Genomic DNA, 20,944 nt, shown 5'->3' with positions numbered 1-20,944 from the left:
GGGCAGCCTTGAGCTGCCGGACCGGGCGCTTCGTCGTTCTCGCCGGTCGTCCGTTCACCAGCCTCGTTCGCGCCATTCGTCGAGGTGCGGACGTTCGGTGGCGAGGCTCGTGTCGTCACCGTGGCCAGGGTGCAGGACAGCGTCGTCGAAACGGCCGAAGATCCGATCCCTGACCGAGGCGAACAGTTCGTCGAAGGACTGCTCGTCGCTGTGGTTCGTGGCACCCACGCCGCCGGGAAACAGGGTGTCTCCGGTCCAGACGTGCGGCGTCGAACCGTCCTCGGGCGACCAGCTGAGGACGACGCTGCCCGGTGTGTGTCCGGGCACGTGGTGCGCCGTGAGCGTCTGTTCGCCGAGCGTGACGGTGTCCCCGTCGGCGAGCGTGCGGCTCGGCTCGACGGGCAGTTCCGGTCCGTCGAGTTCGCCGGCCATCGTCTCGCGGGCCAGAGGTGCGATCTCCGGCAGGGCCCGGTGGTGATCCCAGTGCTTGTGGGTCGTCACGACGCCGACGAGGGCTTCGTCCTCGACCTGCGCCTCGGCGAGCAGCTCACGGATAGCCGCGGCGTCGTCGGCGGCGTCCACGAGCAACGCCTCACCGGCGGCGGCGTCCTTGAGCAGGTAGACGTTGTTGTGCATGTCCGAGACCGACAGCTTCCACATCGTGAGGCCGGGAAGGTCGAGGCGCGACGGCGCCTGGCCGGGCTGGACGTCCGAAACATAGGTCATGCGATCTCCTCGTTGGGGTAGTCGTTCGACGCGATGCGTGCCTCGTGCAGGTCGTAGGCCGCACCGATGAGCGTGAGGTGGCTGAACGCCTGCGGGAAGTTGCCCACCTGACGCATTTCCTCGGGGTCGTACTCCTCGGCGAGCAGGCCCACGTCGTTCGGCAGGTCGCACAGGCGGTCGAACAGCTCGCAGGCCTTGTCGAGCTCGCCGATCTTCGCGTAGGCCGAGACGAGCCAGAACGAGCACGCGAGGAACGGGTGCTCGTCGCCCGCGAGGCCGTCGACGCCGGACTGGGTGCGGTAGCGCAGGAGGAACCCGCCGCGCATGAGGTCGTTCTCGATGGCGCGCAGGGTGCCGATGACGCGGGGGTCGTCACCGGGCAGGAACCCGATGAGGGGGATGAGCAGCAGGGAGGCGTCCACCTCGTCGGTGTTGTAGTGCTGCGTGAAGGTGTTCTTGTCCGTGTTGAAGCCCTTCGTCAGCACCTCCTCACGCACGAGGTCGCGGATCTCGCGCCAGCGCTCGACGTCACCGGGCAGGTCGTGCTCCTCGACGGCCTGGATCGCGCGGTCGAAGGCCGCCCACACCATGACGCGCGAGTGCGTGAAGTGCTGCAGGGGCCCGCGGATCTCCCACAGGCCGTTGTCCGGCTCGTCCCAGTGATCCGCGAGCTGGTTGACGAGCGCAGCCTGGATCGCCCAACTCTGCTGGCTCTCCTGCCCGCCGAGGTCGCGAGCGGACTCGAAGGCGATCATGACCTCGCCGAGGACATCCGTCTGCTTCTGGTCGACGGCGCCGTTGCCCACGCGGACCGGTCGGCTGTTCGCGTACCCGGGCAGGTGGTCGAGTTCGCGTTCGGCGAGTTCACGCCCACCGTCGATCGTGTACATGATCTGCATGTCCTCGGGATCACCGGCGAGGGCGCGTACGAGCCACTCACGCCACTTCAGCGTGGCCTCGATGTAGCCGGCACGGAGCAGGGACTCGAGGCCCAGCGAGGCGTCGCGCAGCCAGCAGTAGCGGTAGTCCCAGTTCCGTTCGCCGCCGATGTGCTCGGGAAGCGACGTCGTGGGAGCTGCGACGATGCCGCCGCGCCGGCTGTCGGTGAGCAGGTCGAGCACGAGCAGGCTGCGCTTGACGACCTCGGCGTGCGGGCCGTTGTACGTGCAGTGGCTCATCCAGTTCTCCCAGCGATCGAGGGAGGCTGCGATGCGACGGTCGGTGTCGAGGGGAACGGGGATCGGCTTGTAGCTGGGCACCCAGGTGACGCTGAAGTCGTAGCGTTCACCGGCCTTGACCTCGAAGCGGTCACGGTGACGGCCCTCATCACCGACGGGCAGTCGGTCGCCGCGGAAGATGAGCATATCGGGTCCGGCGATCGCGACGAGCACCTCCTCGTCCTCGCTGTGGCCGGGGTGGTGGCTGACCCACGGCTTCACCTTGCCGTAGCCGAAGCGGACGATGAGCTCCTGCTCCATCGCCACGGTGCCCTCGAGACCCTCGACGCGGCGCAGCACGTCGGCGCGGCCGTCGCTCACGGGCATGAGGTCGGTGACGCGCACCTTGCCGGTCGGCGTCTCGTGGATGGTCTCGAGGACGAAGCTGTTGCCCCGGTAGCTGCGCGTGGTCATTGCCTCGTCGGAAGGACCCAGCAGCCAACGGCCGTGGTCGGGGGTACCGAGAAGGGCGGTGAAGCAACTCGAGGAATCGAACCGGGGGAGGCACAACCAGTCGACGGAACCCCGGAGGCTGATGAGGGCCGCTGTCTCGGTGTCGCCGATAAGCGCGTAGTCCTCGATCGGGGTGTGGTTCGCCTCGGAAAGGGTGGTGTCGGCAGGCATGAGGGCCAGCCTAGTCCGCGGTTGTCGGTGGTCGCACCTAGCATGGAGCCGTGCCGAATTCTCAGAACTCCCAGGCCGCCGAGCGACGTTCGAGCGCTTCCGCCGTCGCGCGTCGCGGCCACGATCACCTGCTCGTGCGTGGTGCACGTGAGCACAACCTCAAGAACGTCTCGATCGAGATCCCGCGTGACGCGCTCGTCGTCTTTACGGGCCTGTCCGGTTCGGGCAAGTCGTCGCTCGCGTTCGACACGATTTTCGCCGAGGGCCAGCGTCGCTACGTCGAGTCGCTGTCAGCGTACGCGCGTCAGTTCCTCGGGCAGATGGACAAGCCCGACGTCGACTTCATCGAAGGTCTGAGCCCGGCCGTCTCGATCGACCAGAAGAGCACGAACCGCAACCCGCGCTCCACCGTGGGCACCATCACGGAGGTCTACGACTACTTCCGTCTGCTCTTCGCGCGCGCCGGTCGTCCGCACTGCCCCGTCTGTGGCGAGCCGGTCGGCAGCCAGACCCCTCAGCAGATCGTCGACAGCATCCAGGAGTTGCCCGAGCGCACCCGCTACCAGGTGCTCGCCCCCGTGGTCCGGGCACGCAAGGGTGAGTACGTCGACCTGTTCGCCGAACTGCAGACGAAGGGCTTCTCGCGCGCCCGCGTCGACGGCGAGATCGTGTCGCTCACCGAACCGCCGGTGCTCGAGAAGCAGAAGAAGCACACCATCGACGTCGTGGTCGACCGCCTCGTCGCGAAGGGGCCGGACGACACGAGCGGACGCCAGCGCCTCACCGACTCCGTCGAGACAGCTCTCGGCCTTGCCGACGGACTCGTCGTCGTCGAAAAGGTCGTGCGTGAGGGCGAGGAGGTCGAGGGGCCGCTCGAGCGCCGCTACTCGGAGAAGCTCGCGTGCCCCAACGACCACCCGCTGTCGATGGACGCCATCGAGCCTCGCTCGTTCTCCTTCAACAGCCCGTTCGGTGCCTGCCCCGAATGCACCGGCCTCGGCACGGAACTCCAGGTCGACCCCGACCTCGTCGTGCCCGACGAGGAGAAGACGCTGCGAGACGGTGCCATCCTCCCGTGGGCGCAGGGCTCGGGTGCGGCCGACTACTTCATCCGCGTGATGAAGGCGCTCGGCGACGAGCAGGGCTTCGACCTCGACACACCCTGGCGTGCCCTGCCCACCCGCGCCCGCACCATGCTGCTCGAGGGCAAGAACCACAAGGTTCACGTGCGTTACCGCAACCGCTACGGGCGTGAGCGCTCGTACTCGACGGGCTTCGAGGGCGTCATCCCGTTCGTCAAGCGTCGCCACTCCGAGACGGAGTCCGAGTGGAGTCGTGAGCGCTACGAGGGCTACATGCGTGAGGTCCCGTGCCCGGTGTGCAAGGGTGCCCGACTCAAGCCGGAGTCGCTCGCCGTCACCATCGGTGGCAAGTCGATCGCCGAGGTCTGCGCCCTGCCCATCTCGGAGTCCGCGTACTTCCTCGACGGGGTCGACTTCGACTCGCGTGAGCGTCAGATCGCCGAGCGCGTCATCAAGGAGATCGGCGCTCGCCTGGGCTTTCTGCTCGACGTCGGCCTCGACTACCTCTCGCTCGACCGGCCGGCCGGCACCCTCTCGGGTGGCGAGGCTCAGCGCATCCGCCTGGCCACGCAGATCGGTTCCGGCCTCGTGGGTGTGCTCTACGTGCTCGACGAGCCCTCCATCGGTCTCCACCAGCGCGACAACCACCGCCTCATCGAGACGCTGACCCGTCTGCGCGACCTCGGCAACACCCTCATCGTCGTCGAGCACGACGAGGACACCATCGAGACGGCTGACTGGATCGTCGACATCGGTCCCGGTGCCGGCGAGCACGGGGGTGAGGTCGTCTACTCCGGACCTGTCGAGGGCCTCGTCAAGGAGAAGCGCTCGATCACGGGTGGCTACCTCTCCGGCCGCCTGTCGATTCCCGTTCCCCCGACGCGTCGCGGACAGGACGGGCGGCAGGTCGTCGTCGAGGGGGCTCGCGAGCACACGCTGAAGAACGTCGACGTTGCCTTCCCGCTGGGCAACCTCGTTGTCGTCACCGGGGTCTCCGGCTCCGGAAAGTCGACCCTCGTCAACGACATCCTCTACACGTCGCTCGCCAACGAGCTCAACGGCGCACGACAGGTGGCGGGGCGTCACAAGCGCGTCACCGGCATGCAGCAACTCGACAAGGTTGTCCACGTCGATCAGAGCCCCATCGGGCGTACCCCGCGAAGCAACCCGGCCACGTACACGGGTGTGTTCGACAACATCCGCAAGCTCTTCGCCGAGACGCAGGAGGCGAAGGTGCGCGGTTACCAGCCGGGCCGTTTCTCCTTCAACGTCAAGGGCGGTCGCTGCGAGGCCTGCTCGGGTGACGGCACGCTCAAGATCGAGATGAACTTCCTGCCCGACGTGTACGTGCCCTGCGAGGTGTGCCACGGTGCGCGCTACAACCGTGAGACGCTCGAGGTGCACTTCAAGGGCAAGACGATCGCCGAGGTCCTCGACATGCCGATCGAGGAGGCCGCCGACTTCTTCGAAGCGGTTCCGGCCATCGCGCGTCACATGCGCACCCTCGTCGACGTGGGGCTCGGCTACGTCCGCCTCGGTCAGCCCGCGCCGACGCTCTCGGGTGGTGAGGCCCAGCGCGTCAAGCTCGCGAGCGAGTTGCAGAAGCGATCCGCCGGACGCACCATCTACGTGCTCGACGAGCCGACCACGGGCCTGCACTTCGAGGACATCCGTAAGCTGCTCGACGTCATCCAGGGTCTGGCCGACAAGGGCAACACGGTCGTCGTCATCGAGCACAACCTCGACGTCATCAAGTGCGCCGACTGGGTCATCGACATGGGTCCCGAGGGCGGCTTCCGCGGTGGCACGGTCGTTGCCGAGGGAACTCCGGAGCAAATCGCGCAGGTTGCCGAGAGCCACACCGGTCGCTTCCTCGCGCCGGTGCTCGAGAAGGCGGGCGTGACGCCGCAGATCGTGCCGCAGAAGGCCGTCGAGCCGATTGCGCGCGGTCCGCGGGCCGCCAAGAAGGCGGCGGAGAAGAAGGCCGCAGCGGCCACCACGAGCGCCACGAAGAGCAGTTCGTCGACGAAGACCACCACCAAGAGGACGGCGAAGAAGGCGGCACCCGCCGCCGGGAAGGCGAAGAAGTCATGACGTCACTGAGCAACGAGATCTCCCGCCGCAGCGCGCTCACTGCCACGACGGCCGTCGTCGGCACGGGGCTTCTCGCTGCCTGCGGCGGTGGTGACGACGCTCCGGCGGCCAAGAAGGTCGATATCAGCGTTGATGCATCGAACGTTCCGGTCGGTGGCGGCTTCATCGACCGCACCAACAGCGTCGTCGTCACCCAGCCGACCAAGGGCTCCTACAAGGCGTTCTCGTCGGTCTGCCCCCACCAGGGTTGCCAGGTCGGCCAGGTCACCGAAGAAGCCATCGTCTGCACCTGCCACGGCAGCCGTTTCGACCCCAAGACGGGTGACGTCACCGCCGGCCCGGCGGAGAAGGGGCTTCCCGCCAAGCAAGTCGCCGTGCAGGGCGCGAAGCTGCACGTCACCGGCTGATGGCCGATCCCCGCACCTACCGCCCGAAGACGGGCGACATCCCCACGGACGCCGGCGTCTACCGCTTCCGCGACCGTGACGGACGTGTCATCTACGTCGGCAAGGCGAAGTCCCTGCGTTCGCGCCTCACGAGCTACTTCCAGGACCTGCGTCTGCTTCACCCGCGGACGCGCACGATGGTGACCACGGCAGCATCCGTCGAGTGGACGGTCGTGCGCAACGAGGTCGAGGCACTTCAGCTCGAGTACGCGTGGATCAAGGAGTACGACCCGCGCTTCAACGTGAAGTACCGCGACGACAAGTCGTACCCGTACCTCGCGGTGACGATGTCCGACGAGGTGCCGCGGGCGCAGGTCATGCGCGGACGCAAGAAGCCGGGCACCCGCTACTTCGGACCGTTCACCCACGCGTGGGCCATCCGCGACACCCTCGACCAGCTCATGCGCGTGTTTCCCATGCGCACGTGCAGCGCGGGCGTCTACCGCCGCGCCGAGGCCTCCGGACGCCCGTGCCTGCTCGGCTACATCGACAAGTGCAGTGCTCCGTGTGTCGGCAACGTGACGCACGAGGAGCACCGCGCCATCGCCGAGGACTTCTGCGCGTTCATGGCGGGGGATTCGGCGCGGTTCACGCGCGACATCGAGCGTCGCATGAAGGCGGCGTCGGCCGAACTCGACTTCGAGCAGGCCGCGCGCTTGCGTGACGATCTCGGTGCCCTCGAGAAGGTGCTGCAGAAGTCGGCCATCGTCTTCGACGACGCCACGGACGCCGACGTCTTCGGTCTCGTCGAGGACGAGCTTGAGGCCGCAGTCCAGGTCTTCCACGTCCGAGGTGGGCGCATCCGAGGACAGCGCGGCTGGGTCACCGACAAGGCCAGCGAGGCGGGCGTCGGAACCCCGGAACTCATCGAGCGGATCCTGCTCGAGGTGTACGGAGAACGCGAAGGCAAGGACGACGTTCCCCGCGAAGTGCTCGTGCCCGTCCTACCGGGCGAACCCGACGACGTGCGTGACTGGCTGCGCCAGCGTCGCGGCGGCGTGGTCGACCTGCGCGTCCCGCAGCGTGGTGACAAGCGAGAACTCGCCGCCACCGTGACGAAGAACGCCGAGCAGGCCCTCGCCCGACACAAGGTCAGCCGGGCCGGCGATCTCACCGCTCGCTCGCAGGCCCTCGAGGAATTGCAGGAGAACCTCGGGCTGCCCGAGGCGCCGCTACGCATCGAGTGTTTCGACATCTCGCACGTGCAGGGCACGAACGTCGTGGGCTCGATGGTCGTCTTCGAGGACGGCCTGCCGCGCAAGTCCGAGTACCGCCGCTTCATCGTGGCCGGCACCGAGGACGCGGACGGCACCCTGCGCAACGACGACGTGGCCGCCATGCACGAGGTGCTCACGCGCCGCTTCGCCCGTCTGGCCCGTGAGACCGCGAACGGCGACGAAACCACCCGGGTCAGTGGCGAGGTGGACGCCGACGACAGGGCCGGTTCCCTCCGTGACGAGGACGGGCGTCTCAAGAAGTTCGCCTACCGTCCGCAGCTTCTCGTCGTCGACGGTGGACGCCCGCAGGTGGACGCTGCGGCGCGTGCTCTGGCCGAGGTCGGGTTCGCCGACATCCCGGTCGTCGGGCTCGCCAAACGCCTCGAGGAGGTGTGGCTCGCGGACGACGACTTCCCCGTCATCCTGCCGCGCACGAGCGAGGCGCTCTACCTGCTGCAGCGGGTGCGTGACGAGGCCCACCGCTTCGCCATCACGTTCCACCGGGAACGGCGCTCGAAAGCCATGACGGTCTCCGCCCTCGACGGGATCGCGGGCCTCGGGCCGGCCAAGCAGAAGGCGTTGCTCCAGCACTTCGGAACGGTCAAGGCCATCCGTGCGGCCGACGCCGAAGCGCTCCAGGAGGTCAAGGGTGTCGGCCCGGCCCTGGCCGAGTCCGTCGTCCGGGCGCTCTCGTCGAACGAGGGGTCGCCAGCGGTTAACGTGATGACCGGAGAAGTACTGGAATGAGAGAACGAGAGGCCACGATGACCGACTCTGCGCACTCGGAGATGATGATCGTCACGGGTATGAGCGGGGCGGGTCGCACCACTGCGGCCAACGTTCTCGAGGACCAGGGCTGGTACGTCGTCGACAACCTGCCGCCGCAGTTACTCACGCAGCTGGCTGACCTCGTCGACAGGAGCGGCGGGTCCGACGTTCGCGTCGCCGCCGTCGTCGACGTGCGCAGCCGTGCCTTCTTCACCGACTTCCGCGCGGGCCTCGAGCAGCTGCGCGACAACGGCTGGCGTCCCTCCGTCGTCTTCGTCGACGCCACGGACGAATCGCTCGTGCGCCGTTTCGAATCCGTGCGTCGCCCTCACCCGCTGCAGGGCGAGGGGCGCATGCTCGACGGCATCACGCGCGAGCGTGAGCTGCTACGTGATCTTCGCTCGAACGCGGACATCCTCATCGACACGAGTGGCCTCAACGTCCACCAGCTCTCGGCCAAGGTGCAGGAGCTCGTCGGTGACAAGGGAGGCCCGGATCTGCGGATCGCCGTCATGAGTTTCGGCTTCAAGTACGGCATCCCGCTGGACGCCGACCTCGTTTTCGACATGCGCTTCCTGCCCAACCCTTTCTGGAATCCGGAGTTGCGTCCGTTCAGCGGTAAGGACGAGGTCGTGAGCGACTTCGTGCTCGGCCAGCCGGGTGCGAAGGAGTTCCTCGACGGCGTCCTGTCACTCCTCGAACCGATGACCGAGGGCTACCTGCGTGAGGGCCGTAGCTACGTGACGCTGGCCGTCGGGTGCACGGGGGGCAAGCACCGGAGCGTCGCCATGGCCGAGGCCCTTGCGAAGCAGCTTCGTTCCGAACGTCTCGGCACCCTCGTGGTGCACCGCGACCTGGGGCGCGAGTGAAGAGGCCCGCTGTCGCGGCACTCGGGGGAGGGCACGGTCTCTTCGCCTCCCTCGAAGCCCTGCGGCTCGTCACCGACCAGATCACGGCCATCGTCACGGTCGCCGATGACGGGGGATCGTCGGGACGCCTCCGGGAGGAGTACGACATCCTTCCGCCTGGTGACCTGCGCATGGCCCTGGCGGCGTTGTGTGACAACTCCGAGTGGGGCATCGCCTGGCGTGACGCCCTGCAGCACCGGTTCCCCGGTGAGGGTCCGATGGGCGGCCACGCGCTCGGCAATCTCATCATCGCGGGTTTGTGGGATTCGCTCGGCGACCCGATCAAGGGTCTCGACATGGTGGGGCGCCTGCTGAGCGCGCGCGGTCGCGTCCTGCCGATGTCGATGCAACCGTTGCGCATCGACGCCACGGTGCGTGGCGCGGACCCCGAGAAGCCGGAGGAGGTTCAGGAGGTATCCGGTCAGGTCGCCGTCGCGCAGACGCCCGGACAGGTGCTCAATCTCCGACTGTTCCCGGACCCTCCTCAGCCGTGCAAGGAGGCCGTCGACGCCGTTCTCGACGCCGACTGGGTCATTCTCGGACCGGGCTCGTGGTTCACGTCCGTCATGCCACACCTTCTCGTGCCCGATCTGCTGGACGCCCTCGTCATAACCAAGGCGAAGCGCATGCTCGCCCTGAACGTGCAGATGGACACGGGCGAAACCGCTGGCTTCTCGGCAAGCGACCACTTGGAGGTGTTGCGCGCCCACGCGCCTGCACTGCATCTCGATGCGGTCCTCGCGGACCCCGGTGTCATCGGTGACGATGAGCGGGCCCTCCACGCACTCGAGACGTCCGCTGCCGCCCTCGGCGCGGAGGTCGTCTACAAGCACGTGGCCGACCCGGACACGGCCGGGGTGCACGACACGTTGCGCCTCGCCACGGCCTATCGAGACGTCATGGAGCGTTCCTCCCGTGGTCCGCGGCATCAATGAGTCAGGGGGCGTACGCACGCCTGCAGGTCACTATTTCGCACCAACAGCGTTTGGGTTCTCGCGTTGGAGCAGGCAAAATGAGAACTCCGCTTCACGGCAGCCAAGCCTTGGAGCGGTCGTTTCTGGAGAGGACATGGCGCCATGGCGATGACCGCAACGGTCAAGGACGAGCTCAGCCGGGTCGTCGTCACGACGAACGCGACGCGCAAGGCCGAGGTGGCCGCGATGCTGCGTTTCGCAGGGGGATTGCACCTCGTCGGCGGCCGCGTGAGCGTCGAGGCGGAGCTCGACACGGGGGTTGCCGCGCGACGCCTGCGCACCGCCATCACCGAGCTTTACGGCCACTCGAGCGAACTCGTCGTCATGCGCCCGGGTGGCATTCGTCGCTCCACGTCCTACGTCGTGCGTGTTCCGAAGGCCGAGCTCGCCGTTCAGGCGGGTCTCGTCGACGCCAAGGGACGTCCTGTACGCGGGCTTCCCCCGAAGATCGTCAACGGCACCCTCGACGACGCCGCCGCCGCGTGGCGCGGAGCCTTCATCGTTCACGGATCGCTCACCGAACCCGGACGTTCGTCGTCGATGGAGATCACGTGCCCCGGCTCCGAGGTGGCTCTCGCCCTCGTCGGAGCGGCCCGCCGCCTCGGCATCGCCGCGAAGGCACGTGAGGTGCGTGGGGTCGACCGCGTCGTCATCCGTGACGGGGAGGCCATCGGGGCCATGCTCACGCACATGGGCGCCACGGACGCGCGCCTCGTGTGGGAGGAGCGCCGTATGCGCCGAGAGGTGCGTGCCACCGCCAACCGCCTCGCGAACTTCGACGATGCCAACCTGCGCCGTTCGGCCCGCGCGGCCGTCGCGGCCGGTTCGCGCGTTGCTCGCGCCATGGAAATCCTCGGCGACGAGGTGCCCGGTCACCTGCGTCAGGCCGGTGAACTGCGCATCGAGCACAAGCAGGCTAGCCTCGAGGAGCTGGGCGCTCTCGCCGACCCGCCCATGACGAAGGACGCGGTTGCCGGGCGCATCCGTCGTCTGCTCGCCATGGCGGACAAGCGTGCGGCGGAACTCGGCATTCCTGGCACGGAGGCCAACCTCACGCCGGACATGCTCGAGGACGACTGACCCTCGCCACACTTCGCCGACGCCCACCGCACCCCCGCGGTGGGCGTCGATCTGTGCTCGACGAAGGCGCCACACAGGCGCACCGTGCGGCTCTGCGGGTCTCATGCACTGGCCGGTAACCTCCCACCGCTTCGCCACGCGTGGGGCCCCTTGTCATAGGGTGGACGTGTGAAAGACCGCGTGCCCGCCAGCGGGTACGCGAGCACTCGATTCCTAGGGAAGGGCAGGGTCCAAAAGTGACCGTCCGCGTTGGTATCAATGGCTTTGGCCGCATCGGCCGCAACTTCTTCCGCGCCGTCAAGGCGTCGGGCGCAGATGTCGAGATCGTGGCGGTGAACGACCTCACCGACAACAAGACGCTGGCCCACCTGCTCAAGTACGACTCGATCCTCGGCCGCTTCGACGGCGACGTCACCTTCGACGACACCTCCATCACGGTCGACGGCGCCAAGATCGCCGCCTTCGCCGAGAAGGACCCGGCCAAGCTCGACTGGGCCTCCGTCGGCGCCGACATCGTCGTCGAGTCCACCGGCTTCTTCACCGAGGCCGAGGCTGCCAAGGCCCACCTGGCCGGCGGGGCGAAGAAGGTCATCATCTCCGCCCCGGCGAAGAACGAGGACATCACCATCGTCATGGGCGTCAACGACGACCTGTACGACCCGGAGAAGCACACGATCATCTCCAACGCGTCGTGCACGACGAACTGCCTCGCCCCGATGGCCAAGGCCCTCAACGACGGCCTCGGCATCGAGAAGGGCCTCATGACGACGGTTCACGCCTACACGGGTGACCAGCGCCTTCACGACGCCCCGCACAAGGACGCGCGCCGCGCCCGCGCCGCCGCCATCAACATCGTTCCCACGTCGACGGGTGCGGCCAAGGCCGTCTCTCTCGTCCTGCCGGAGCTCAAGGGCAAGCTCGACGGTTACGCGCTGCGCGTGCCTGTTCCCACGGGTTCGGCCACGGACCTGACGTTCACCGCCTCCCGCGAGACGACCGTCGAAGAGGTCAACGAGATCGTCAAGAAGGCCGCTTCCGAGGGCCCGCTCAAGGACGTCCTCAACTACTCCGAGGCCGACCTCGTCTCCACTGACATCGTCACCGACCCGGCGTCCTGCATCTTCGACTCCGGCCTGACGAAGGTCATCGGCAACCAGGTCAAGGTCGTCGGCTGGTACGACAACGAGTGGGGTTACTCCAACCGCCTCGTCGACCTCACCGCCCTCGTCGGCTCCAAGCTCTGAGGCGTCGATGAAGTCGATCTCCGACCTCGGTGATCTGAGGGGCAAGAAGGTTCTGCTGCGCAGTGACCTCAACGTGCCGCTCGACGGTTCCCGGATCACGGATGACGGCCGTGTGCGCGCGTCCGTCCCCACGATCCAGGAGCTGACGAAGGCAGGCGCCCGCGTCGTTGTCGTGGCCCACCTCGGCCGTCCCAAGGGTGAGCCGGAGGCGAAGTACTCGCTCGAGCCGGTCGTCTCCCGTCTGTCGGAGTTGCTCGGTCAGGACGTGAAGTTCGCCTCCGACACCGTCGGCGACTCGGCCCGTGAGGTCGTGGAGTCCCTCGGTAACGGCGACGTCGCCCTGCTCGAGAACCTGCGCTTCAACGCGGGGGAGACGAGCAAGGACGATGCCGAGCGCCGCGAGTTCGCCCAGCAGCTGGCCGATCTCGCCGACGTCTTCGTCTCCGACGGCTTCGGTGTCGTGCACCGCAAGCAGGCGTCCGTGTACGACGTCGCCGAACTCCTGCCGTCGGCCATGGGTGGTCTCGTGCAGGCCGAGGTCGACGTGTTGCAGCGCCTCACGGACGAGCCGCAGCGTCCCTACGCCGTCGTGCTCGGCGGCGCCAAGGTCGCTGACAAGCTCGCGGTCATCGAGAACCTCATGAAGACCGCGGACCGTCTTCTCATCGGTGGCGGCATGGTCTTCACCTTCCTCAAGGCCGAAGGCCACGAGGTCGGCAAGAGCCTTCTCGACGACGAGCAACTCGAGACCGTCAAGGGCTACATCGCCAAGGCCAAGGAGACCGGCGTCGAGATCGTCCTGCCGGTCGATGTCGTCGTGGCGCCCGAGTTCGCTGCCGACAAGGGCAGCGAGGTCGTCGCGGTCGACGCCATCCCGGCCGACCAGATGGGTCTCGACATCGGTCCCGAGTCCGCGAAGCTCTACGCGTCGAAGCTCACCGACTGCAAGACGGTATTCTGGAACGGCCCGATGGGCGCATTCGAGATGGAGCCGTTCGCCGCGGGCACGAAGGCCGTCGCCCAGGCGCTCGTCGAAGCCACCGAGAACGGTGCTCTCACCGTGGTCGGTGGCGGCGACTCGGCCGCCGCAGTGCGTCAGCTGGGCTTCGCCGACGAGCAGTTCGGTCACATCTCCACCGGCGGAGGCGCCAGCCTCGAGTACCTCGAGGGCAAGAACCTGCCCGGCATCGAGGTGCTCGGCTGACGCCGACGTCCCGCACGTCACGAGCCCCGCTTCCGTCGTCCGGCGGGAGCGGGGCTCGTTCTCGTTCCATCACCTCGAACCTTCAAGGGAAAGGGGAGCCTCATGGCTTCGACCACCACCCGCACGCCGCTCATGGCGGGCAACTGGAAGATGAATCTCGACCACCTGCAGGGCACGCACCTCGTGCAGAAGCTCACGTGGACCCTCGAGGACAAGCGCCACGACTTCGCCGACGTGGAGGTGGCCGTGCTGCCGCCGTTCACCGACCTGCGTTCGGTGCAGACGCTCGTCGACGGCGACAAGCTGAAGCTCGTCTACGGCGCCCAGGACCTCTCGCAGCACGACGAGGGCGCCTACACCGGTGAGGTCTCAGGTGCGTTCCTCGCAAAGCTCGGCTGCACGTACGTGTGCGTCGGCCACAGCGAGCGTCGCGAGTACCACCACGAGACGGACGAGATCGTGCGCGCCAAGGTCGAGGCAGCCTATCGCCACGGCATGACCCCGATCCTGTGCGTCGGCGAGCCGCTTGAGGTCCGCAAGGCCGGTCAGCACGTCGAGCACACGGTCGCTCAGCTCGAGGCGGCCGTCGCCGGTCTCTCGCGGGAGCAGGCGGAGAGCCTCGTCGTGGCGTACGAGCCCGTGTGGGCCATCGGTACGGGTGAGGTCGCCACGCCGGCGGACGCGCAGGAGGTCTGCGGCGCGCTGCGCGAGGCCCTCGCCCGCGTGTTCGACGGCGATGTCGCCGCGAAGGTCCGCGTTCTCTACGGCGGTTCTGTCAAGCCCGGCAACGTCGCGGAAATCATGGCCGGTGACGACGTCGACGGCGCCCTTGTCGGTGGTGCGTCGCTCGTCGTCGACGACTTCGCCGGCATTTGCCGTTACAAGGAGCACGCCGGGCAGTGATCCTGCGCGTCGCACGCCGGGCCCACCGGCCACCGAGGTCGTGCCGCTCGGCGCGCGTCGGGGGCTGACATGGGCACGGTGTCCGACGCGATAGGCTTGGGCGAATTGTGCGGGCGTCAGCTCGCGTCGTCGTGAGGTGAGATTTCTACGTGGACATTCTGAAGATCGCTCTGCAGGTTCTGCTCGTGCTGAGCAGTCTGTTCCTGACCATGCTCATCCTCATGCACAAGGGCAGTGGCGGCGGACTCTCCGACATGTTCGGTGGTGGCTCCGGAGCCACGATGGGTGGCTCCTCGATGGCCGAACGCAACCTCAACCGCATCACGGTCGGCGCGGCCGGCCTGTGGTTCGCGGCCATCATCGGACTCGGTCTCGTCGAGCGGTTCAACTGACACCTCGTCGCGAGCCGAACACAGGCTTCGACATTGAAAGAGCCCCTCACCGGCAGCGGTGAGGGGCTCTTTCGTTGTTCCAGGGAAGGGCTTCGGGGTTCGCTCAGCCGGCGGCGGCCTCGTCGAGCCACCACACCGTGGCGGCCTGCCCGTGGACTCCACAAGCCGGATGAGCCACCCGGTCGTCGGAGCCGGACGCTGCACGCACGGCATCCCGTTTGTCCTCGCCGGCGACCATGAGCCAGACCTCACGGGCGCTGTTCAAGGTGGGGAACGTCATCGTGATGCGCTCGGGCGGCGGCTTGGGGGAGTTCGTCACCGCGGCGACGCTCACGGTGTCGGCGCGCGTCTGCTCGTGACCGGGGAACAACGACGCGACGTGTGTGTCGGGCCCCATGCCGAGCATGACGACGTCGAACGCGGGAACCTCGCCCTGAACGAGAGCGTCACCGAACGCTTCGCTGAGTTCGGCGGCATAGGCAGAGGCACCCGCGGCAACGTCCCCGGCGGCTGCCCCGTCGGAGGCCGCCATGACGTGGATCCCGGCAGGGGCCACGGTGAGGTCGTCAAGAAGGGCATCGCGCGCCTGTGTGACGTTCCGCTCGCCGTCGCCCTCGGGCAGGAATCGCTCGTCACCCCACCACAGGTGGAGCGAGGCCCACGGCACCTCGTTCGGCGAGCGTCCGAGCGCTTCGAGGAACGTCGTGCCCATCGACCCGCCGGTGAGGACGACGTGCGCCACACCGCGCTCCTCGACGGCCTCGGTGACGGCGGCCAGGAAGCGCTCGGCGACGGCGTCGGCGAGTGTCGCCTTGTCGGGGCGTACCCGACGCTCGACGTCACTCATCGTGTTCGTCGTCCGCGACGATCTTGGGCAGCCCTCGCACGAGTGCGTCCCGGTAGATCTCGTCCCTGTCGAGACGACGCAGTTCCTCCGTCAACGACGCGACGGCGTCGGGACGGGGCAGCGCCATCTGACGATCCGGCTGATCGGGCTGACGAAGGATCGCCTGCTCGCCGTCCCGGAGCAGCGAGATGACGCCGCTCTCGCGGTGGAGCTCGACGGCCACGAGGCCGAGCCCGGGTTCGGTCAGCTCGCGCTGCACCGGGCACCCCAACTCGACCGACAGCCAGCCACCGAGGAGGTCGGTGGACGCGGAGTCGGACGCGCCCTTGACGACGATGCGCTGCACCGGCTCGTACGGCGGCAGGTCGAGCGCGCCGGCGAGCAGCCCGCGCCAGCGCGTCGTGCGTGCCCACGCCATGTCGGTGTCACCGGCCGTGTAGTACATCGCCCGGCGCAGGATCTCGCCGCGCGGGTCGTCGGACAGGGAGACGTCCGTGATCCGACGCTGCGCCATCCGGCCGATCTGCGTCTCGCCGATGTTCTCGTCGGCCTGCATCGGCCACCACGCGACCACGGGGGAGTCCGGCAGGAGCAGCGGAGTGATCGCCGCCGCACCGTGCTCGGCCAACTCACCGCGCAGCCCGAGAACGATGATCTCGCTCGCGCCCGCATCCCCGCCGAGGCGGATCTGGGCGTTGAGGTCGTCGTCGCCGGCATCGGGTTCGTCGACGACGGCGATGATGCGGCTCGGGTGCAGACGCGTGGCCTCCGAGGCCACCCGCAGCGACTCATCCACGTGCTCACGAGAGCTGACGACAACGAGGGTCATCACGCGACCCAACGTCATCGAACCGACCTCGTTGCGAAGCTGCACGAGCTTCTTCGAGATGTCGGCGCTCGAGGTCTTCTCCAGGTCGACGATCACGGCATTCTCCAGACTCGTCCGTCGCGGGCCATCATGTCGTCCGAGGTACGCGGACCCCACGTGCCCGACTCGTACTGCTCGGGCTGGCACTCCTGCTCGGCCCAGAACTGCTCGATCGGGTCGAGGATGCGCCAGGACAGCTCGACCTCCTCGTGCCGGGGGAAGAGCGGCGGATCGCCGAGAAGCACATCGAGGATGAGACGTTCGTAGGCCTCAGGGCTCGAATCGGTGAAGGCCGACCCGTAACCGAAGTCCATCGTCACGTCGCGCACCTCGAAGGAGTTCGAACCCGGGACCTTGGAGCCGAAGCGCATCGTGACGCCCTCGTCCGGCTGAACACGGATGACGACGGCGTTGCGGCCGAGCTCCTCGGTCTGGTTGGCGTCGAAGGGCGTCGCAGCGTTCTTGAACACCACGGCGATTTCCGTGACGCGCTTGCCGAGACGCTTGCCCGTACGCAGGTAGAACGGCACCCCGGCCCAGCGACGGGTGTTGATGCCGAGCTTCACGGCCGCGTACGTCTCCGTCTGCGACTGCGGGTCGATGCCCTCCTCGGCGAGGAAGCCGGGCACCTTCTCCGCGCCCTGCCAACCCTCGGCGTACTGTCCACGAGCCGTCGCCGCGGCGAGGTCGCCCGGCAGCTTCACCGCGGCGAGCACCTTCTCCTTCTCCGCCCGCAGATCCTTCGCGTCGAAGGAGAGCGGCTGCTCCATCGCCGTGAGGGCGAGAAGCTGCAGGAGGTGGTTCTGGATGACGTCGCGTGCTGCGCCGATGCCGTCGTAGTACCCCGCGCGACCACCGATGCCGATGTCCTCGGCCATGGTGATCTGCACGTGGTCGACGTGGTTGGCGTTCCAGATCGGCTCGAACATCTCGTTGGCGAAACGGAACGCCAGGATGTTCTGCACCGTCTCTTTGCCGAGGTAGTGATCGATGCGGAAGATCGAGTCGGCCGGGAAGACGCCCTCGACGATGTCGTTGAGTTCGCGTGCGCTCTCGAGGTCGTGCCCGAACGGCTTCTCGATGACGACGCGACGCCAGGCGTCACCCTTCGGCTCGGTCAGGCCGGCGGCTTCCAGCTGCTCGCACACCTGAGCGAACGAGCCCGGTGGGATCGACAGGTAGAAGGCCGCGTTGCCCTCGGTGCCGCGCGTCTCCTCGAGCTCCTTGAGCGTCGTCGCCAGAAGTTCGAACGCCTGGGGGTCGTCGAAGGTGCCGGGCACGAACCGGATGCCGTCGGCGAGGTTGGTCCAGACCTTCTCGTCGAACCCGGTGCGAGCACGCTCGCGCACGGCGTCCTTGACGATCTGCATGAAGTCCTGGTCCTCCCAGTCGCGTCGGGCGAACCCGACGAGCGAGAAGCCGGGCGGCAGCAGACCGCGGTGGAACAGGTCGTAGATCGCCGGCATGAGCTTCTTGCGCGCGAGGTCACCGGTGACGCCGAACAGCACGACGCTGGACGGTCCGGCGATGCGCGGAAGACGCTTGTCCAGGGGCGAACGCAGGGGGTTGTGGTCCTTGGTGATGTCGACCGGTGGCGTCACCGAGCGTCGCCTCCTGCAAGCTTTTCGAGGGCCGACGTGACCTGGGCCAAGCCGGCATCGTGCTCACGCAGGTGCAGGCGCAGGACCGGACGGTCGTGGTCGGCGAGGACGGCGGCGTCACCGCCGGCCTGAGCCGCGCAGAACTGGCCGAAGGTAAAGTCACGACCCGGCACGGCCAGATCTTCCTTCGCCTCGGTCGTGATCTGCAGGTAGACACCGATCGCGGGCCCACCCTTGTGGTACTGGCCGGTCGAGTGGAGGAAACGGGGCCCCCAGCCGAAGGTGACCGGACGCTCGAGCGTGCGCTCCAGCGGAGCACGGACGTCGGCGAGCGACGCATCGCGCAACCGGTCGAGGTAGGCCATGACCGCCAGGTAGCCCTGCGGACCGAGCTGGTCGACGAGGGCCCTCAGCGCGTCGTCGAGCGTCGAGGCGTCACCGAGGAAGTCGGGCCCCTCGGCACGGACCTCGACGGAGCCGTCGGTGAAGGCCGGAGCCGCACCGGCGTCCATGCCCTTGTCGAGCAGGTCACGAGCGGCCGACTTCGCCGACTCGACATCCGGCTGGTCGAACGGGTTGATGCCGATGAGGCGGCCGGCGACGGCGGTCGCGACCTCCCACAGGAGCATCTGAGCCCCGAGCGAACCGGAGACCGTCGAGACGGCTTCACCCTCGGGGGCACGCTCGTCGTCCTCGGCCGTGAGGAGGACGAGGTTCTCGTCAGCGGCGAGTTCGTCGGGCTCGGAGTCACCTACGACGACCGGGAGCAGACCCTTGCCGTCCTTACCGGTGGACTCGGCGATGAGCTGCTCGGCCCAGTCGCCGAAGCCCTTGATCTGCGTACCGGCATCGGCGAGCAGGATCTTGTCGCGCAGCGGCTGCGTGCCACCGAGCACCGCGCCGAGACGCAGGCCGGGGTTGGCCTCGTCGTCCGCAGCGAGCAGGTCCGTGACCGACTCGGCCTCGTCGAGGAGCGCCTCGATATCGGCGCCGGCCAGGCCGGACGGCACGAGACCGAACGCCGTGAGCGCCGAGTAGCGTCCGCCGACGTTGGGGTCGGCGTTGACGACCGTGAAGCCGCCCTCGCGCGAACTCTTGTCGAGCGGGGAACCCGGGTCGGTGACGATGACGATGCGCTCACGTGGGTCGATACCGGCGTCCTCGAACGCCTTCTCGTAGGCGCGGCGCTGGCTGTCGGTCTCCACGGTCGAACCCGACTTGGAGGAGACGACGACGACCGTGTGCTCGAGGTCCTCCGCGAGGGCGTCGCGCACCATGTCGGGCTGCGAGGAGTCGAGCACGACGAGCGGAACGCCCGCCGTCGCGCAGATGACCTCCGGCGCGAGCGATGAACCGCCCATGCCGCACAGGACGACACGGTTGAGGCCGGCCTCGGCGAACTTCTCACGCAGAGCGGAGACCTCGCCGACGAGCGGGCGCGACGAACGCGCCAGCGTCACCCAGGACAGGCGCTTGGCGGATTCGGGCTCGGCCGCGGTGCCCCACAGCGTCGGGTCCTGGTCGAAAAGACGGCTTGCGAACTTCTCGGCAACGAGCGCCGGGACGGCAGTGTCGATCGCTGCCGTCCCGGCACCCACGGTGCCGAGGCTGACACCGGAGGAGGTCACTTGTTGTCGCCCGCCTTCTCCAGCTCGGAGCGGACGGAGCCGAGGAGCTCTTCCCAGGAGGCCTCGAACTTCTCGAGACCCTCGGTCTCGAGCTGCTCGACGACGTCGGCGTACGAGACGCCGACCTGCTCGAGGGCATCCATCGTGGCCTTGGCCTCGCCGTAGGAGCCGTTCACGCGGTCACCCGCGATCTCGCCGTGGTCGGCGAGCGCGTCGAGCGTCTTCGGCGGCATGGTGTTGACCGTGTTCGGCGCAGCGAGCTCGACGACGTACAGCGTGTCAGACAGGTTCGGGTCCTTGACGCCCGTGGAGGCCCAGAGCGGACGCTGCACGTGGGCGCCGTCGTCCGCGAGGGTCTGCCAACGCGGCGTGCCGAAGACCTCTTCGAACGCCTGGTAGGCGAGGCGGGCGTTCGCGATGCCCGCCTTGCTCTTGAGCTCCTTCGCGGCGTCGGAGCCGATGGCGTCGAGGCGCTTGTCGAACTCGGTGTCGACGCGGCTGACGAAGAACGAGGCGACCGAACGGATGGTCGACAGGTCCTTGCCGTTCTCGCGGGCCTGCTCGAGGCCCGTGAGGAAGGCGTTCATGACGCCGCGGTAGCGGTCGAGCGAGAAGATCAGCGTGACGTTGACGCTGATGCCCTCGGCGAGCGTGGCGCTGATCGCGGGCAGGCCCTCGACCGTGGCCGGGATCTTGATCATGCAGTTGGGGCGGTCGATCGTCTCCCACAGCTGCTTGGCCATCTTGATCGTGCCGTCGGTGTCTCGCGCCATGCGCGGGTCGACCTCGATCGAGACGCGGCCGTCCTCGCCGTTCGTGGCGTCGTACACCGGGCGCAGGATGTCGCACGCGGAGATGACGTCCTCGGTGGTGATGGTGAAGACGGCCTCGTCGACGCCCTTGCCGGAGGCGGCGAGCTCGGCGACCTGCTCGTTGTAGGCCGAGCCGTTCGACAGCGCCGAGGCGAAGATCGTCGGGTTCGAGGTCACACCGACGACGTTCTTCGTCTCGACGAGCGTCTTGAGCTCGTCACCGGTGACCATCGGACGGTTCAGGTCGTCGAGCCAGATCGAGACGCCGACGTCGGAGAGGGCCTGGGTGTTCGTGTTCTGAGTCATGGA

Annotated in this window: 17 protein-coding genes; 10 read left to right on the top strand and 7 right to left on the bottom strand. The window is 67.9% G+C overall.

Annotated elements, in window-relative coordinates; translation table 11 throughout:
* Window positions 1–54 precede the first annotated feature (54 nt).
* Together IM689_RS12265 and IM689_RS12260 are read right to left on the bottom strand one after the other, a co-directional pair.
* Window positions 55–726 (bottom strand): MBL fold metallo-hydrolase, encoded by a 672-nt coding sequence (locus IM689_RS12265; protein WP_193644202.1) that lies wholly within the window; start codon window positions 724–726, stop codon window positions 55–57.
* Window positions 723–2,567 (bottom strand): glycoside hydrolase family 15 protein, encoded by a 1,845-nt coding sequence (locus tag IM689_RS12260; protein WP_193644201.1) that lies wholly within the window; start codon window positions 2,565–2,567, stop codon window positions 723–725. Before IM689_RS12260 ends, IM689_RS12265 begins: the two co-directional genes overlap by 4 nt.
* Before the next feature lie 128 nt (window positions 2,568–2,695).
* On the opposite strand from IM689_RS12260, the gene uvrA reads away from it, so the two are divergent.
* The 10 genes from uvrA (at window position 2,696) to secG (ending at window position 14,879) form a co-directional block, all read left to right on the top strand.
* Complete coding sequence (gene uvrA, locus IM689_RS12255) at window positions 2,696–5,743, top strand: excinuclease ABC subunit UvrA (protein WP_193644266.1); 3,048 nt, start codon at window positions 2,696–2,698, stop codon at window positions 5,741–5,743.
* Window positions 5,740–6,150: a Rieske (2Fe-2S) protein gene (locus IM689_RS12250; protein WP_047312769.1), complete on the top strand. Its 411-nt coding sequence runs from the start codon at window positions 5,740–5,742 to the stop codon at window positions 6,148–6,150. Before uvrA ends, IM689_RS12250 begins: the two co-directional genes overlap by 4 nt.
* Window positions 6,150–8,153 carry an excinuclease ABC subunit UvrC gene (uvrC, locus tag IM689_RS12245; protein ID WP_193644200.1) on the top strand — a complete coding sequence of 668 codons (2,004 nt, stop codon included), beginning with the start codon at window positions 6,150–6,152 and terminating at the stop codon, window positions 8,151–8,153. Before IM689_RS12250 ends, uvrC begins: the two co-directional genes overlap by 1 nt.
* Before the next feature lie 17 nt (window positions 8,154–8,170).
* Window positions 8,171–9,043, top strand: a complete 873-nt coding sequence (gene rapZ / locus IM689_RS12240) for an RNase adapter RapZ (protein WP_227484795.1) — start codon at window positions 8,171–8,173, stop codon at window positions 9,041–9,043.
* On the top strand, window positions 9,040–10,017 hold the full coding sequence (locus tag IM689_RS12235) for a gluconeogenesis factor YvcK family protein (protein WP_319803880.1): 978 nt from the start codon (window positions 9,040–9,042) through the stop codon (window positions 10,015–10,017). Before rapZ ends, IM689_RS12235 begins: the two co-directional genes overlap by 4 nt.
* A 141-nt stretch (window positions 10,018–10,158) precedes the next feature.
* Window positions 10,159–11,136 carry a DNA-binding protein WhiA gene (gene whiA / locus IM689_RS12230; protein WP_193644197.1) on the top strand — a complete coding sequence of 326 codons (978 nt, stop codon included), beginning with the start codon at window positions 10,159–10,161 and terminating at the stop codon, window positions 11,134–11,136.
* A gap of 236 nt (window positions 11,137–11,372) precedes the next feature.
* Window positions 11,373–12,380 carry a type I glyceraldehyde-3-phosphate dehydrogenase gene (gene gap, locus IM689_RS12225; RefSeq protein WP_047312774.1) on the top strand — a complete coding sequence of 336 codons (1,008 nt, stop codon included), beginning with the start codon at window positions 11,373–11,375 and terminating at the stop codon, window positions 12,378–12,380.
* Window positions 12,381–12,387: 7 nt separating this feature from the next.
* Window positions 12,388–13,584, top strand: a complete 1,197-nt coding sequence (locus tag IM689_RS12220) for a phosphoglycerate kinase (protein ID WP_193644196.1) — start codon at window positions 12,388–12,390, stop codon at window positions 13,582–13,584.
* 102 nt (window positions 13,585–13,686) lie between these two features.
* Window positions 13,687–14,487, top strand: coding sequence for a triose-phosphate isomerase (tpiA, locus tag IM689_RS12215; RefSeq protein ID WP_047312776.1), 801 nt, complete (start codon window positions 13,687–13,689; stop codon window positions 14,485–14,487).
* Window positions 14,488–14,636: 149 nt separating this feature from the next.
* On the top strand, window positions 14,637–14,879 hold the full coding sequence (gene secG, locus IM689_RS12210; RefSeq protein WP_047312777.1) for a preprotein translocase subunit SecG: 243 nt from the start codon (window positions 14,637–14,639) through the stop codon (window positions 14,877–14,879).
* A gap of 103 nt (window positions 14,880–14,982) precedes the next feature.
* Here the strand turns inward: secG and pgl are convergent, their stop codons facing one another.
* Genes pgl through tal form a run of 5 tightly spaced genes read right to left on the bottom strand, consistent with a single transcriptional unit; the run spans window position 14,983 to window position 20,941 of the window.
* Complete coding sequence (gene pgl, locus IM689_RS12205; protein ID WP_193644195.1) at window positions 14,983–15,726, bottom strand: 6-phosphogluconolactonase; 744 nt, start codon at window positions 15,724–15,726, stop codon at window positions 14,983–14,985.
* Window positions 15,719–16,651: a glucose-6-phosphate dehydrogenase assembly protein OpcA gene (locus IM689_RS12200; protein ID WP_193644194.1), complete on the bottom strand. Its 933-nt coding sequence runs from the start codon at window positions 16,649–16,651 to the stop codon at window positions 15,719–15,721. Before IM689_RS12200 ends, pgl begins: the two co-directional genes overlap by 8 nt.
* Complete coding sequence (gene zwf / locus IM689_RS12195; RefSeq protein ID WP_193644193.1) at window positions 16,648–18,195, bottom strand: glucose-6-phosphate dehydrogenase; 1,548 nt, start codon at window positions 18,193–18,195, stop codon at window positions 16,648–16,650. Before zwf ends, IM689_RS12200 begins: the two co-directional genes overlap by 4 nt.
* Window positions 18,192–19,823 (bottom strand): glucose-6-phosphate isomerase, encoded by a 1,632-nt coding sequence (locus tag IM689_RS12190; RefSeq protein WP_193644192.1) that lies wholly within the window; start codon window positions 19,821–19,823, stop codon window positions 18,192–18,194. The genes zwf and IM689_RS12190 overlap by 4 nt, the downstream gene beginning before the upstream one ends.
* Window positions 19,820–20,941, bottom strand: a complete 1,122-nt coding sequence (gene tal, locus IM689_RS12185) for a transaldolase (protein ID WP_193644191.1) — start codon at window positions 20,939–20,941, stop codon at window positions 19,820–19,822. The genes IM689_RS12190 and tal overlap by 4 nt, the downstream gene beginning before the upstream one ends.
* Window positions 20,942–20,944 lie beyond the last annotated feature (3 nt).

It is taken from the genome of Dermacoccus barathri (genome assembly GCF_015070805.1).
GTDB lineage: Bacteria > Actinomycetota > Actinomycetes > Actinomycetales > Dermatophilaceae > Dermacoccus > Dermacoccus abyssi.
This window is presented reverse-complemented; position numbering and strand designations above follow the sequence as displayed.

What these genes read in the sequence shown, in the direction of transcription:
- pgl (WP_193644195.1), bottom strand. Translation starts at nt 15,726, where the DNA reads ATGAGTGACGTCGAGCGTCGGGTACGCCCCGACAAGGCGACACTCGCC.
- tal (WP_193644191.1), bottom strand. Translation starts at nt 20,941, where the DNA reads ATGACTCAGAACACGAACACCCAGGCCCTCTCCGACGTCGGCGTCTCG.
- tpiA (WP_047312776.1), top strand. Translation starts at nt 13,687, where the DNA reads ATGGCTTCGACCACCACCCGCACGCCGCTCATGGCGGGCAACTGGAAG.
- IM689_RS12220 (WP_193644196.1), top strand. Translation starts at nt 12,388, where the DNA reads ATGAAGTCGATCTCCGACCTCGGTGATCTGAGGGGCAAGAAGGTTCTG.
- rapZ (WP_227484795.1), top strand. Translation starts at nt 8,171, where the DNA reads ATGACCGACTCTGCGCACTCGGAGATGATGATCGTCACGGGTATGAGC.
- IM689_RS12260 (WP_193644201.1), bottom strand. Translation starts at nt 2,567, where the DNA reads ATGCCTGCCGACACCACCCTTTCCGAGGCGAACCACACCCCGATCGAG.
- uvrC (WP_193644200.1), top strand. Translation starts at nt 6,150, where the DNA reads ATGGCCGATCCCCGCACCTACCGCCCGAAGACGGGCGACATCCCCACG.
- IM689_RS12265 (WP_193644202.1), bottom strand. Translation starts at nt 726, where the DNA reads ATGACCTATGTTTCGGACGTCCAGCCCGGCCAGGCGCCGTCGCGCCTC.
- IM689_RS12250 (WP_047312769.1), top strand. Translation starts at nt 5,740, where the DNA reads ATGACGTCACTGAGCAACGAGATCTCCCGCCGCAGCGCGCTCACTGCC.
- whiA (WP_193644197.1), top strand. Translation starts at nt 10,159, where the DNA reads ATGGCGATGACCGCAACGGTCAAGGACGAGCTCAGCCGGGTCGTCGTC.